The following is a 13980-nucleotide window of genomic DNA, read 5'->3' on the forward strand; positions in this document are numbered from 1 at the left end:
GACTGGGGCGCGTGTTCCTGTTCGCTCCGCTCGGCGGGGCGAACAAGAAGAACTTTAGCCTGTGGCCTGCCGGAAAGTGAAATCCGGGGATCGGGCCCGCCGCCGACGGCTCAGTCGTCGTCGCCGAGCACCGGTTCCGGCAGCGTGCCGGCGTTGTGCTCCAGCAGCCGCCAGCCGCGCGCGCCCTCGCCGAGGACCGACCAACAGCAGTTGGTCAGGCCGCCGAGGCTCTCCCAGCTGCGCGGGTCGAGGCCGAGCAGGCGGCCGATGGTGGTGCGGATGGTGCCGCCGTGGCTGACCACGACGAGGGTGCCGTCCTCGGGAAGCTTCTCGGCGTGCCGCAGGACCACGGGAGCGGCGCGGTCGGCCACCTCGGTCTCCAGCTCGCCGCCGCCGCGGCGCACGGGCTCGCCGCGCTTCCACGCCGTGTACTCCTCGCCGTGCCGGGCGATGATCTCGTCGTGGGTCAGCCCCTGCCAGACGCCCGCGTAGGTCTCCCGCAGGCCCTCCTCCAGGGTCACTTCGAGGCCGGTGAGGACGGACAGCTCGGCGGCCGTGTCCGCGGCCCGCACCAGGTCGGAGGCGATGATCGCGTCGGGCCTCAGGTGGATCAGCAGCTCGGCCGCGCGGCGGGCCTGGGCGACGCCGGTCTCGGTCAGCTCGACGTCCGTGCTGCCCTGGAAGCGGCGCTCCACGTTCCACGCGGTCTGGCCGTGCCGCCAGAGGATGACGCGCCGGCCGCGGCCCGGCCGGCCCGCCGCCACCTCGCCGGTGGCGCTCATCGCCAGTCCTCGTCTGTCTGCGTCGCCTCCTCGGCGGCCTGGAGCCTGGCGTGCTCCTCGGCCTTGCCGCGGGTCTCCTTGGCGTCGGCGGGCAGCTCCAGCTCGGGGCAGTCCTTCCACAGCCGCTCCAGGGCGTAGAAGACGCGCTCCTCGCTGTGCTGGACGTGGACGACGATGTCGACGTAGTCGAGCAGGACCCAGCGGGCCTCGCGGTCGCCTTCGCGGCGCACCGGCTTGGCGCCCAGTTCCTTGTTCAGCCGCTCCTCGATCTCGTCGACGATCGACTTGACCTGGCGGTCGTTGGGCGCGGAGGCCAGCAGGAAGGCGTCCGTGATCGACAGCACGTCGCTGACGTCGTAGGCGATGATGTCGTGCGCGAGCTTGTCGGCCGCCGCCTGGGCGGCGGTGCTGATGAGTTCGATGGAGCGGTCGGTCGCGGTCACTGCCTGGCTTTCGGGTCGGCGGTCGGTTGACCTCAAGGGTCTCACGACCGCCGACGGCCGCCCACGCGTCGACGGCGCCGCCGCCCCGCGAAGGGGCCCGCGGCCGCTACGACGCCGGTTCGTAGTCCTGGCCGAGCACCACCGAGACCCGCGCGTTCGCGGAGGTCTTCCCCTGCGCGACGGCGTCGGTGGGCAGGCCCAGGGTCTTGGCCACCTGGACGGCGTTCTCCTTGTCGGCGGCCTCGGCGTAGACGACCTCCGACTTCGCCTCGGTGCCGGAGGCGGTGCCGCCGGACAGGAAGGTGAAGCCGCCGTTGAGCAGGACGACGCGGGCCTTGCCGGTGCGGTCCTCGACGCCGGTGGCGTTGCGGACGGAGACGCTGACTGCCGCGTCCTTGTCGGGGCTCTTGGCGGTGCCGCCGAGGATGTCCTTGACGACGCTGTCGCTCGCCTCGGCGCTGAGCGAGCCGCCCTCCTCGACGGGCAGCAGCTCGGTCCTGAAGTCGCCGCCCTTGGCCAGGTCGGAGAGCCCGGCGAGGAAGGAGCCGAGGTCCTTCTCGGTCAGCGGCGGGTCGAGGATCAGCCCGAGGGTCTGGATGGTGGTCGTCGCGGCCTGCGGGTCGGACGACAGCTTGCGCAGCACCCCCTGCATGACCTGCCCGAACCGCTGCAGCTGGGCGTCGGCCTGCTCGCCCGAGCCGCGGTGGGTGGCGTAGGCGACGGCCATCTTGCCGCTGAGGGTCTGGCCCTGGCCCTTGCGCACCAGCGGCGTGGCGCCCTTGTCCTTGGCCTCCGGGTCGGCGACGTCGGCGTTGGTGTCGACCTCGATGTTGCCGACCAGGTCGACGAGGATCTGGAGGTAGGGGGTGTCCAGACGCCAGGTGCCCTCGATGTCGGTGCCGAGGGAGGAGTCCAGGGCCGTGCGGGTGGCGTCGGGGCCCTCGTCGTCGACGGACTTGGCGAGCGTGGTGGTGCTGCCGTCGTCGCCGGTCAGGGCGAGGTCGTTGGGCACCAGTACGGCGGTGCCCTTCTTGGTGGTGGTGTTGTCGACGAGCAGCGCGGTGGAGGTGCTGCCGCCCTTGGTGTCGTGCAGGTGGACGGCGATCACGTCGCGCTTCTGGGCGCCCGCCGCCGTCGTACCGCCGGTCTTGTCGTCGGAGGAGCCCACGCCGGGGAGCTTTCCGGCGTACCAGAGGTAGCCGACGCCGCCGACCGCGACCAGCGCCAGGACGACGACCAGGGCGACGACACGCGTGCGTGCGCGCCGTCGGGCCTCCTCGCGGCGCTCGGTGCGGTTCTCCGTGAACTTCATCCAGTCGATGACGTCCTCGGAGTCGTCGGCCGGCTCCTCGACGAAGGCGAACTGCTCGGTCCGGTAGTCCCGGTCGTCGGCGGCGGGGGCGGCCGGCTGCGGTTCCTCCCGCGGGCCCGCCTGCTGCGGGATGTGCGCGGTCTGCTCGGCGACCCGGGGCTGCGGGCCGCTGGTCGCGGCCTGGCCGTAGGGGTCGTACGGCTGCTGCGCGGCGGGCGGATGGCCGTAGGAGCCCTGGCCTGGCGTCACGGGCTGCTGTCCGGTGTCGTAGCCGGTACCGGAGCCGTAGGGGTCGTACGGGTCGTAGGGCCGCTGGGCGGCCTGCCCGCCGTCCGCCGGGGTGTACTGGTCGTAGCCGTAGCCCTGCTGCCCGTACTGCTGACCCTGCTGCTGGTACGGGTCGTACTGCTGCTGCCCGCCGGGAGCGGCCTGGGCCTGGCGGTAGACCGGCCGGCCGTACTCGTCGTAGCCGACGAGTTCGTACTGGTCGTCGCCGCCGTATCCCGCGGCGTATCCGTCGTTCACCGGTGCCCCTCTCGGTTCACTCGCCGCGGTACAGCTGGCGTTTGTCGATGTAGCGCACGACGCCGTCCGGCACCAAATACCAGACGGGATCGCCCTTGGCGACTCTCGCACGGCAGTCCGTGGAGGAGATGGCGAGGGCCGGGACCTCGACGAGCGAGACGCCGCCCTTGGGGAGTCCGGCGTCCGTGAGGGTGTGACCGGGCCGGGTGACGCCGATGAAGTGCGCCAGGGAGAACAGCTCCTCGCTGTCGCGCCAGGTGAGGATCTGGGCGAGGGCGTCGGCGCCGGTGATGAAGAACAGGTCCGCGTCCGGGTTGAGGGCGCGCAGGTCGCGCAGGGTGTCCACGGTGTAGGTGGGGCCGCCGCGGTCGATGTCGATGCGGCTCACGGAGAACTGCGGGTTCTCGACGGTCGCGACGACGGTCATCAGGTAGCGGTCCTCGGCCGCGGACACCGTGCGGTGGCTCTTCTGCCACGGCTGTCCGGTGGGGACGAACACCACCTCGTCGAGCTGGAACTGCGCGGCGACCTCGCTGGCCGCCACGAGGTGCCCGTGGTGGATCGGGTCGAAGGTGCCGCCCATGACGCCCAGACGGCGCTTGCCCGGCGACGACGGGCCGTTGCCCGGACCGGTGGCGCGGGCGGGCACCGCGTTCTGCGTGCCGCGCCCCGGCGTGTACGCCGGGCCGGTAGGCGTGTCCTGCTCTCCCATGCGTGCAGACCCTACCGGCCCACCCCGGGCACCCCGGCCGCCCCCACGGCCACGGGTGCTCAGCGGTCGCGGTTGAACCGGGTGGTGATCCACAGCAGGAGCATCAGGGCGAGGAACGCGCCGATGCCGGTGACGTAGGGGCTGAGGCTCTCGTGGTTGCCGCTGTGCTCCTCGCCGCCCTCGGCGGCGAGGGTGGCGAACTGGGCGGCGCTGAGGGGAAGGCTCATCGGCAGGACCTATCCGGTGTGGGCGGGACAAGACGTCCGCTCATCGTATGCGGGCCGCTCACGGGCGATCACGCCGACTCCGCCGACGGGGCCGCGCGGAGGGGGTCCGGGGAACCTTCGGATCGGCTCAGTCGTCCTTCCGCTTGTACCCCCGCAGCAGGAACCACGCGGTCAGCACGCACCCCAGGACCATGACGATCAGGACGATCCGGAGCAGATTCCCCGGCCCCTGCTGCTCGGCGGCGGTCGCGGCCCCGGCGAGCCAGTCGGGGTGGGGGATGTGCTGCATGGCGTGGACTCCTTCGACGTACTGCCCGTCCACGGTATCTCCGCCTAGGCTGGGCCCGGCTCCGGGGGTGCAAAGGGCCGCACAAGGGTTCGCACAGGCCAGACACCCGCACAGGCCACACACACGCACATGGGGGAAGACATGTCCGACGGCCATCAGGACAACGGGCACGAGCACGTGCCGAGCCGGCAGCGCAGGCGCTTCCCGGGGATCTCCTCACGTGCGTACGAGCATCCGGCCGACCGCAGCGCACTGGTGGCGCTGCGCAAGCTGAGCGGTTTCGACACGGTCTTCAAGGCGCTGAGCGGCCTGCTGCCCGAGCGGAGTCTGCGGCTGCTGTTCCTGTCCGACTCGGTGCGCGTCTCGGACCGGCAGTTCGCCCATCTGAACGTCATGCTGCGCGACGCCTGCTACATCCTGGACCTGGAGAAGGTCCCGCCGATGTACGTCAACCAGGACCCGGTGCCGAACGCGATGTGCATCGGTCTGGACGAGCCGATCATCGTCGTGACCACGGGCCTGGTCGAGCTGCTCGACGAGGAGGAGATGCGGGCGGTGGTCGGGCACGAGGTGGGGCACGCGCTGTCCGGGCACTCGGTCTACCGGACCATCCTGCTCTTCCTGACCTCCCTGGCCGTCCGGGTCGCCTGGATCCCTCTGGGCAACGTGGCGATCATGGCGATCGTGACCGCGCTGCGGGAGTGGTTCCGCAAGTCGGAGCTGTCCGCCGACCGGGCGGGGCTGCTGGTGGGCCAGGACATCCAGGCGTCCATGCGCGGCCTGATGAAGATCGCGGGCGGCAACCACCTGCACGAGATGAACGTGGACGCGTTCCTGGAGCAGGCCGACGAGTACGAGGCCGGGGGCGACCTGCGCGACTCCGTGCTGAAGATCCTCAACGTGCTGCCGCGCACCCATCCCTTCACCACGGTTCGGGCGGCCGAGCTGAAGAAGTGGGCGGCCTCCCGCGACTTCCAGCGGATCATGGACGGCCACTACCCGCGGCGCGACGAGGACAAGGACACCTCGGTCCGGGACTCCTTCCGGGAGTCGGCCTCCCACTACGCGACGCATGTGCGCGGCTCCAAGGACCCGCTGATGAAGCTGGTCAACGACATCGCGGGCGGCGCCGGTGACCTCGGTGACCGGATGCGGCGGGGCTTCGGCGGCTTCACGTCCTCCCAGCCGCGACCGCCCGGTGACGCGAACGGGTCCTCCGAGGGCCCAGCCGGTACCGACGGCCCCAAGGACCCGGACGACCGCCCGCCGCGCGACGGCGCCTGACCCGGCGCGGGGACCTCACACCTTGGGCTGGGCGCTCGCCGCGAGGGTCCCGCACAGGGCGGTGGCGTTGTCCGAGGTGTACGGGTCGGTGCCGGCGGGGGCGCCGGTCCTGGCCGTCTGGCCGGCGAGCAGCGGCCGCAGGTGGTTCGCCGAGTCCTCGGCGCAGGAGAGCGGCCCGGCCTGGACGTAGGAGGCGACCAGCTGCGTCTGGTGCAGGCGCAGGTCCTCCCGGTCGTAGCGGAAGGTCAGCTCGCGCCGGACGGTGAACAGCGACGTCCCGGCGCGCTGGTCACCGGCCGGCCGCAGCGCGTAGACCATGGTGTGGTCGGCGGTGACCTCCAGCGTGGACGCGTCGGTCTCCAGGGCCCGCAGGCTGCCGTTCACCCGGATCTCGGGGTCGGCCAGCTCGGCCCGGACGGGGTCGAAGCGCACCAGCCATCCGGTGGGCGCGTGCCGTCCGTCGGCGGTGGGCCGCTCGAAGCTCTCGTCGAACTGGTGGAGCTGGTCGGGGTCGAGCAGGACACGCACCGAACGCACCTCCCGGCCGCCGAGCACGTCCGGGTCCAGTGCCGAGCGGACGATGTAGTTCTTGGCGGTGGTCAGCGCGTTTAGTACCTGGTCCTCGGAGAAGTGCGCCGTGCGCCGGACCCCCGGCAGCGGGACGCCCTCGGCGGCGGTGCGGAACCGCGCGGCGGGACTGTGCTCGTAGAGGAAGCCGGCGTCGTCGGCGCCGGGCACCCTGCCCTGGGGTGCGAGCGGGACGACCGTCATCCGCACCGGCTCGGCGGCCCGCTGCGCGGACGGGTTCTGGTACGGGTGCCGTACGCCCATGTAGATGGCGGTGCCGAAGGCCACGGCGATCAGGACGACGAGGACGAGCGCCTGCCGGGAGAGGCCGGCCCGGCGCAGCGGCGGGCGGCGGCGGACGGCGGGGGCGTGGTCGGTGATGCGTTCCTGGGCGGAGAACTCCTGGAGCCGGGCAGCGCGGACGAACGACTCGTCGAAGACGACGGATCGGTATTCGTCCTCTCCGCCGCCGGGGGCGCCCTCGGGCGTCCCTCCGGGCGGATCGCCAAGCCCTGCCATACCTTCAGGGTAGGTCGGCGGAAGGTCGCGTAAACGCGCCGGTGCAGGTCAAGTTGGGACAGCTTCGGGCCGCGGGACGGCAGGTCAGGGGCTGCTCGGAAGCACCGGGACGGCGGGCTGCGAGTAGTCGGCGGAGGCCGAGGGGGTCACGGAGCCGCCCTGCTCGGGGCCGGTCGACGCGGGTGGCGGCACCTGCTGTGTGCCGCTGCCCGAGGACGCTCCCCGGTAGACGGCCACGAAGGCCAGTGCGACCATGCCCACGCCCATCAGGAGGGCGAGTATCCAGGCGACGGGGCGGTGCCAGCGGACCTGCTTGCCGGACGCGGGAGGGGCGCCGTAGGGGCGGTCCAGGAGGTCGCGGTCGTCGTCCGGGTCGTCGAGGTCGGGATCATGGCCGAAATCGCCGTACCCGTCGTCGTGGCGCTCGGCTCTGGTGCGGCCGCGGCGGGCCGCCTCCGCCTCGGTGGCCTCGGCGCGGGCCTGCGCGGCGGCCAGGAGGCGCTCGACGGCGGTCGGCTCGTGCACCGCGGCCGCCCGTACGAAGGCCTCGTCGAAGACCACGGAGGCGAACTCTTCGTCCGACACCCCGCGGTCGTGTTCGTCGTCGGGCTCCCAGCCGTCGGGAAACGGCGTACCCCCCACGTCCTCCGGCACGGCTCCAGAGTAGACCTGGGGGGTCGTTTTGGGCAGACGGCCGGGAAATTCGTCCGTTGGGTGGGATGCCGCGATCGTGTCAGCGCCGTACGTGCCCGTCGCCGGTGACGATGTACTTGGTGCTGGTCAGCTCGGGCAGCCCCATCGGGCCCCTGGCGTGCAGCTTCTGGGTGGAGATGCCGATCTCGGCGCCGAAGCCGAACTGGCCGCCGTCGGTGAAGCGGGTGGAGGCGTTCACCGCGACCGTGGTGGAGTCGACCAGCTGGGTGAAACGGCGGGCGGCCTGCTGCGAGGTGGTCACGATGGCCTCGGTGTGGCCGGAGGTCCACAGCCGGATGTGCTCGACGGCCTTGTCGAGGGAGTCGACGACCGCCGCGGCGATGTCGTACGACAGGTACTCCGTCTCCCAGTCCTCCGGGGTGGCCTCGACGGCCGTCACCTTGGAGTCCTGGGCGTACGCCATCACGCGCTCGTCGGCGTGCACGGTGACCCCGGCCTCCGCGAGGGCGTCCAGGGCGCGGGGCAGGAAGTCGGCGGCGATGTCCTGGTGGACCAGGAGGGTCTCGGCGGCGTTGCAGACGCCGACCCGCTGCGCCTTGGAGTTGACCAGGATGTCGACGGCCGTGTCGAGGTCGGCCCGCGCGTCGACGTAGACGTGGCAGTTGCCGGTGCCGGTCTCGATGACGGGGACGGTGGACTCCTGGACGACGGTGTTGATCAGCGAGGCGCCGCCGCGCGGGATGAGGACGTCTACCAGTCCGCGGGCCCGCATCAGCTCGCGCACGCTCTCACGGCTCTCGCCGGGCACCAGCTGGACCGCGTCGGCGGGCAGCCCGGCCCCGCCCACGGCGTCGCGCACCACCCTGACCAGGGCGGTGTTGGACTGGTAGGCCGAGGAGGAGCCCCGCAGGAGGACCGCGTTGCCGGACTTCAGGCACAGGGCGGCGGCGTCGACGGTCACGTTGGGCCGGCCCTCGTAGATGATGCCGACCACGCCGAGCGGCACCCGGACCTGGCGCAGGTCGATGCCGTTGGGAAGGGTGGAGCCGCGCACGACCTCGCCGACCGGGTCGGGCAGCGCCGCGACGTCGCGCACGTCGGAGGCGATGGCGCGGACCCGCTCCGGGGTCAGGGTGAGCCGGTCGATGATGGCCTCGCTGGTCCCGGCGGCGCGGGCCTTGGCGACGTCCTGCGCGTTGGCCTCGACGATCTCGCTGGTCCGGACCTCCAGGGCGTCCGCGACGGCGAGCAGCGCGTCGTCCTTGACGGCCCGCGGCAACGGCGCGAGGTCGGCCGCGGCTGCCTTGGCCCGGTAGGCGGCCCGGGTGACCGGGGACATCGAGTCGTACGGCGAGAGCGTGGTCATGGGGGCAGCGTAGTGGGCCGGGCCAGGCCGTCCACCGGTTGTCCCAAACCCCGAGACATGCAACGGACGGTACGGAACCCCATCAAAACGGAACCCGCTAAAAGGGGTGCACCCCGACCGGCGTCGCCGGCGCGGGGCCGTACCCCGCGGCGATGCGCTGGTGGTAGGTGGCGCGGTCGATGACCTCCAGGCCGACGATCTCCCACGGCGGCAGTCCCGCGGTCTGCCGGTGCTCGCCCCACAGGCGCAGGGCGACCGCGGCGGCGTCGTGCAGGTCGCGGGCCTCCTCCCAGTACCGGATCTCCGCGTGATCGTCGGCGTACCTGCTGGTCAGCAGGAAGGGATGGTCGTGCGCGAGCTGTTCGAGGGCGCGCCGCACCTCGGTGAGGGGCGCGCGGGCGCCGGAGACGCTGAGGGTGACGTGCCACAGGCGCGGGGTGTGCCCGGGATCCTCGCCCCGGAACCGGTCGCCGGCCGCGACGCTGGTCAGGGCGCGTTCCTCGCCGGGGGCGCGGGCGCCGTTGCGGGGGCCGCCGGGACGGGCGCCCGTGCCGCGGGAGCCCGAGCCGCCGCGGGAGGCGGTACCACCGCGGGACGCCGCCGGCCCAGGGCGCACTCCGCTCACGACGGCCTCCTTCACACACGGCTGGCCCGGCGGTCGGCCGGGTTCGTCCCTGAGAAAAGTTGAGCAGGCCGCGCGGGATCGCGGGGCGGTTTTGCGGAACGTCCACCGCCGATTCGGGGACGTTTCGACCTATTACGGATGCAGGATCACCAGATCGTCCCTGTGTACGACCTCACGTTCGTACGCGGGTCCCAGCTCGCGGGCCAGCTCCCGGGTGGAGCGGCCGATCAGCCGCGGGATCTCCTTGGCGTCGAAGTTGACCAGGCCCCGCGCCACCGCCCGTCCGGTGCCGTCCCGCAGCTCGACGGGGTCGCCCGCGGCGAACCCGCCCTCGGCGCCGGCGATCCCGGCCGGGAGCAGCGACTTGCGGCCCTCGACGACCGCGCGCACCGCCCCTTCGTCGAGGATGAGCGCCCCGCGCGGGGTGGAGGCGTGCTGGAGCCAGAGCAGCCGGTCGGCGAAGCGCCTGCCGGTGGCGTGGAAGTAGGTGCCGGTGTCGCCGCCGGCCAGGGCGTCGGCGGCGTGGACCGCGCTGGTCAGGACCACCGGGATGCCGGCCGCGGCGGCGATCCGGGCCGCCTCGACCTTGGTGACCATGCCGCCGGTGCCGACCCCCGCCTTGCCGGTGCTGCCGATCTCGATCTCCGCCAGGTCGGCGGGGGCGTGCACCTCGGCGATCCGCGAGGTGCCGGGCCTGCTCGGGTCGCCGTCGTAGACGCCGTCCACGTCGGAGAGCAGGACCAGCAGGTCGGCCCGGACCAGGTGGGCGACGAGGGCGGCGAGCCGGTCGTTGTCGCCGAAGCGGATCTCGTCGGTGGCGACGGTGTCGTTCTCGTTGACGATCGGGAAGGCGCCCATCGCCAGCAGTTTGTCGAGGGTGCGGGAGGCGTTGCGGTGGTGCGCGCGGCGGCTCATGTCGTCGCTGGTCAGCAGCACCTGGCCGACGCGGACGCCGTAGCGGGCGAAGGAGGCGGTGTAGCGGGCGACCAGCAGGCCCTGGCCGACGCTGGCGGCGGCCTGCTGGCGGGCCAGGTCCCGGGGGCGGCGGCGCAGGCCCAGCGGGGCCAGCCCCGCGGCGATGGCGCCGGAGGAGACGAGGACGATCTCCCGCTCCCCGCCGGAGCGGACCTTGGAGAGGACGTCCACCAGGGCGTCCACCCGGTCCGCGTCCAGGCCGCCCGACGCGGTGGTCAGCGAGGAGGAGCCGACCTTGACGACGATCCTGCGGGCCTCGCCCACGGCCTGCCTTGCCCCTGCCACGGTTGCCGTCCGCCTCTCCCGTTCGACGCGCGCGAACCCCGCGCTCGCCAGGCAATCTACGCGAAGGGGGACCCGCCCCGCGCCGCGGTCCAGGCTGCGGACAGGGCGCGGGGCACCTCCGCACGGGGGTTGGCGTCAACACGCGCGTGTCGTCGGGAGGCCGCCCGGCGTTAACCCGGATGTCCGATGCGCGACAAGCCTGGAGCGACCGCAGTGCCCCTCTCTCTGCCCCGCCCCCGCCTCCCCCGCCCCTCCCGCCCGTGCCTGCCCGGCCGGCGGACCGTGGTGAAGCTGCTCGTCCTGGGCGTCCTGGCGGCCGCCTTCGCCGCCCAGGCCGTGGGCGCGCTGCTGCCGCACGTGCCGCTGCTGCTCGCGGCGACCGCCGGTTCGCTGGCCGCCGAGGGGGTGCTGTACCGGTGGCAGCGGGGCATGGTGTCGCTGTTCGCCAAGTCGCACGCCGACGTCACGGTCCGGCACGTGCTGCGGGACCTGCTGCTCGTGATCGGGCTGCTGCGGCTCGGCGAGCAGCACCGGGAGGGGGTGTACGCCCCGCTGGTCGCCGCGCTGCTCGTCTTCTACGCGCTGCACTGGGCGGTCCAGGCGGTGTCCGTCCTGGTCCGCCGCACCCGGACGCTGCCCGTGGTGACCCGGAACATCGACGCCTCGGCGCTGCGGCTGACCCCGGCGCCCCCGCTGCTGCTGCGCCGCCCCGGCCCCCGCCTGGCGGTCTTCGGGCTGCCGGCGTCGGCCGGGCTGCTGGCCACGGCGGCCACCGACGCGCCGGTGTGGGGCGCGGCGGGCCTGGGGCTCTCCCTCACGCTGGCGCTGGCCGGCCTGTGCGCGCTGCTGACGCGGCTGCTGCCGGGGCGCAGGCCCGCCGGTGAGCAAGAGGTGCTCGACTGGTTCGAGGCGTGGCTGGCGGAGTACCGGCCGACGGTCGGCCTGTACTTCTCGGGCGGGGCGTCCTCGGCGTACCAGGCGAACATGTGGCTGGAGCCGCTGGCGCGGCTGGAGGGGCGGCCGGTGATCGTGCTGCGCGAGCGGTTCATGGTGCAGCGGATCGCGGCGACGGACATCCCCGTGGTGTGCCTGCCGAAGGTGTCCACGCTGATGCGCCTGGAGCACTCCACCCTCCGGGTCCTGCTGCACCCCTCGAATTCCGGGAAGACCTCGCAGGTGCTGCGCATCCCCACCATCAAGCACGCCTTCGTCAACCACGGGGAGAGCGACAAGCCGTCCTCCTGCAACCCGTACGCGAAGGCGTACGACGAGGTGTGGGTGGCCGGTCCCGCGGCGCGCGAGCGGTACGCGCTGGCGGAGGTCGGCGTCGAGGACAAGGACGTGGTGGAGATCGGCCGTCCGCAGCTCGGCGCCGTACGGCCGCACGCGGGACCGCCCGCGCCGGGAGCCTTCACGACCGTGCTGTACGCGCCGACCTGGGAGGGCTGGGACGGCAATCCGGGCAACACGTCGGTGGTCGAGGCGGGCGAGCACCTGGTCCGGGCGCTGCTCGCGGACCCGGCGGTACGGCTGCTGTACAAGCCGCATCCGCTGACGGGGTCGGTGGATCCGCGGGCCCGGGCGGCCGATCTGCGCGTGCGGGAGCTGGTGCGGGCGGCGAACCGGGAGCGGGGCGGGCCCCGGCCGGCGCCGTCGGCAGCGGCCGAGCTGGCCCGGCGGACCGCGGAGCTGGACCGGCTCACCGCGCCCGGTTTCCGGTCGGCCGCCGACCAGGCGGAGCGGATGCTGCGCGGTCCGGCGCCGGCGTCCGGGCGGGCGGAGGCGGTGGCGCGGGCGACGGCCGCCTGGGAGGAGGCGTACTGGGCGTCGCTGCCCGGGTGGGAGCACCAGGTGGTCACGGACGTCCGGCCGCCCCTCTACACCTGCTTCAACCGGGCGGACCTGCTGATCAGTGATGTCTCCAGCGTGATCAGCGACTTCCTGGCGAGCGGCAAGCCGTACGCGGTGGCCAACACCAGCGGGCTGGCCGAGGACGTGTTCCGCAAGACGTTCCCGACGGTGGTGGCGGCGACCGTGCTGACGCCGGACGCGGCCGGGGTGCCGGACCTGCTGGACGCGGTCCGCCATCCGGAGCTGGACGAACTGGCCGGGGAGCGCGCCGCGTTGGCCCTGCGGCTGCTGGGCCCGGCCGGGCCGCCGCCGCAGGAGCGCTTCGCGGCGGCCGTGCGGTCGCTGTGTACGGCGGCCGGGGAGCACCGGGCGCGCATGGCCGAGCGGCTCGCCACGGAGCTGCCCCTGCCCGGGCCCCGGCGCGGGCCCGCCCAGCGGCCCACGGCGTCGGCCGGCACCCCGCACGCCGGGCAGACGGAGCCGCGGGGCCGCACCTGAGCGCCGCAGCCGGGAGGCCGGACGTCAGCCGTGCCGGTGGCGCCAGCCCTGCCAGGCGGTCTCGATCATGGCGTCCAGGTCGTGGCGGGCCGTCCAGCCCAGTTCCTCGCGGGCCCGGTCGGCGGAGGCGACGACGCGGGCCGCGTCGCCGGGGCGGCGGGGGCTCACCCGCGGCGCGGCGTCCTGCCGTCCGGTGACCTTGAGGATGCGGTCCACCATCTCGCGCACCGAACTGCCCTCACCGCGCCCCACGTTGAGGGTGAGCGCGGTCCCCTCCGGGGCGTCCGCCAGCCGTCGCGCGGCGGCGAGGTGGGCGGAGGCGATGTCCTCGACGTGGATGTAGTCCCGTACGCAGGTGCCGTCGGGGGTGGCGTAGTCGTCGCCGAAGACGCGCGGGGCGTCCCCCGCCTCCAGGCGTTCGAAGACCATCGGGATGAGGTTGAAGACGCCGGAGTCGGACAGCTCGGGGGCGGCCGCACCCGCGACGTTGAAGTAGCGCAGCGAGGCGGCCCGGATGCCGTGGGCCCGGGCGGCGGCGTTGATCAGCCACTCGCCGGCCAGCTTGGTCTCGCCGTAGGGGCTCAGCGGCAGGCACGGGGTGTCCTCCGTGACGAGGTCCACATCGGGCATGCCGTAGACGGCGGCGGAGGAGGAGAAGACGAGGCGGCCGACACCGGTGGCCGTCATGGCCTCCAGGAGGGTGGCGAGGCCCGTGACGTTCTCCCGGTAGTAGTGGAGCGGCCGCTCCACCGACTCCGCGACCTGCTTCTTGCCCGCGATGTGCACCACGCCTGTCACAGCATGGTCACGAATCGCGCCCTCCAGGAGGGCTCCGTCGAGCACGCTGCCGACCACCAGCGGGACCCCGTCGGGGACGCGGTCGGTGCTGCCGGTGGACAGGTCGTCGTAGACGACGACGTGTTCCCCGCCGTCGACGAGGGCGCGCACCACATGCGCGCCGATGTACCCGGCTCCGCCCGTGACCAGCCAGCTCATCCTCATGCCTCCCAGGTCTTCGTCACTGGGTGCAGACTCGTCCGTGGGCCCCGGAAAATCGAGTCGGGCA

At 73.4% G+C, this 13980-nt stretch carries 14 protein-coding genes; 2 read left to right on the plus strand and 12 right to left on the minus strand.

Annotation, left to right across the window (positions count from 1 at the left end):
* Positions 1 to 110: 110 nt before the first annotated feature.
* The 6 genes from OIE75_RS12215 to OIE75_RS12240 form a co-directional block, all read right to left on the minus strand.
* The gene (locus tag OIE75_RS12215) at positions 111 to 782 is read right to left on the minus strand and encodes a histidine phosphatase family protein (protein WP_307012021.1); all 672 of its coding nucleotides are present in this window, start codon (positions 780 to 782) and stop codon (positions 111 to 113) included.
* Positions 779 to 1225 carry a ribosome silencing factor gene (gene rsfS, locus OIE75_RS12220; protein ID WP_329470794.1) on the minus strand — a complete coding sequence of 149 codons (447 nt, stop codon included), beginning with the start codon at positions 1223 to 1225 and terminating at the stop codon, positions 779 to 781. Before rsfS ends, OIE75_RS12215 begins: the two co-directional genes overlap by 4 nt.
* Positions 1226 to 1331: 106 nt before the next feature.
* Entirely contained in the window at positions 1332 to 3062 is a 1731-nt protein-coding gene (locus OIE75_RS12225; RefSeq protein ID WP_307012025.1) for an LCP family protein, read from the minus strand.
* Between the two features lie 16 nt (positions 3063 to 3078).
* Positions 3079 to 3774 (minus strand): nicotinate-nucleotide adenylyltransferase, encoded by a 696-nt coding sequence (nadD, locus tag OIE75_RS12230; RefSeq protein WP_122620144.1) that lies wholly within the window; start codon positions 3772 to 3774, stop codon positions 3079 to 3081.
* Between the two features lie 59 nt (positions 3775 to 3833).
* Positions 3834 to 4001: a hypothetical protein gene (locus OIE75_RS12235; RefSeq protein ID WP_107420146.1), complete on the minus strand. Its 168-nt coding sequence runs from the start codon at positions 3999 to 4001 to the stop codon at positions 3834 to 3836.
* A gap of 127 nt (positions 4002 to 4128) precedes the next feature.
* A complete protein-coding gene (locus OIE75_RS12240) occupies positions 4129 to 4290 on the minus strand; it encodes a hypothetical protein (protein ID WP_185832559.1) in 162 nt (53 codons plus the stop codon).
* Between the two features lie 141 nt (positions 4291 to 4431).
* On the opposite strand from OIE75_RS12240, the gene OIE75_RS12245 reads away from it, so the two are divergent.
* A complete protein-coding gene (locus tag OIE75_RS12245; protein ID WP_307012029.1) occupies positions 4432 to 5574 on the plus strand; it encodes a M48 family metallopeptidase in 1143 nt (380 codons plus the stop codon).
* A 15-nt stretch (positions 5575 to 5589) separates the two neighbouring features.
* Here OIE75_RS12245 and OIE75_RS12250 read toward each other — a convergent pair whose 3' ends face one another.
* The 5 genes from OIE75_RS12250 to proB all read right to left on the minus strand — a co-directional run bounded on the left by OIE75_RS12250 (position 5590) and on the right by proB (position 10544).
* Complete coding sequence (locus tag OIE75_RS12250; protein ID WP_307012030.1) at positions 5590 to 6660, minus strand: SCO2583 family membrane protein; 1071 nt, start codon at positions 6658 to 6660, stop codon at positions 5590 to 5592.
* Positions 6661 to 6744: 84 nt separating this feature from the next.
* Complete coding sequence (locus OIE75_RS12255) at positions 6745 to 7314, minus strand: SCO2584 family spore wall biosynthesis protein (protein WP_307012032.1); 570 nt, start codon at positions 7312 to 7314, stop codon at positions 6745 to 6747.
* A 79-nt stretch (positions 7315 to 7393) separates the two neighbouring features.
* Positions 7394 to 8680: a glutamate-5-semialdehyde dehydrogenase gene (locus OIE75_RS12260; protein WP_122620139.1), complete on the minus strand. Its 1287-nt coding sequence runs from the start codon at positions 8678 to 8680 to the stop codon at positions 7394 to 7396.
* 97 nt (positions 8681 to 8777) lie between these two features.
* A complete protein-coding gene (locus OIE75_RS12265) occupies positions 8778 to 9296 on the minus strand; it encodes a hypothetical protein (RefSeq protein WP_443078445.1) in 519 nt (172 codons plus the stop codon).
* A gap of 141 nt (positions 9297 to 9437) precedes the next feature.
* On the minus strand, positions 9438 to 10544 hold the full coding sequence (gene proB / locus OIE75_RS12270; RefSeq protein WP_307017894.1) for a glutamate 5-kinase: 1107 nt from the start codon (positions 10542 to 10544) through the stop codon (positions 9438 to 9440).
* Positions 10545 to 10751: 207 nt separating this feature from the next.
* Between proB and OIE75_RS12275 the strand changes: the two genes are divergently transcribed.
* Entirely contained in the window at positions 10752 to 12914 is a 2163-nt protein-coding gene (locus OIE75_RS12275) for a hypothetical protein (RefSeq protein ID WP_307012036.1), read from the plus strand.
* A 24-nt stretch (positions 12915 to 12938) separates the two neighbouring features.
* Here OIE75_RS12275 and galE read toward each other — a convergent pair whose 3' ends face one another.
* Positions 12939 to 13910, minus strand: a complete 972-nt coding sequence (galE, locus tag OIE75_RS12280) for a UDP-glucose 4-epimerase GalE (RefSeq protein WP_329470806.1) — start codon at positions 13908 to 13910, stop codon at positions 12939 to 12941.
* Between the last annotated feature and the right edge of the window lie 70 nt (positions 13911 to 13980).

Origin of the sequence: Streptomyces sp. NBC_01723, assembly GCF_036246005.1 — a bacterium.
In the GTDB taxonomy this organism is placed as follows: domain Bacteria; phylum Actinomycetota; class Actinomycetes; order Streptomycetales; family Streptomycetaceae; genus Streptomyces.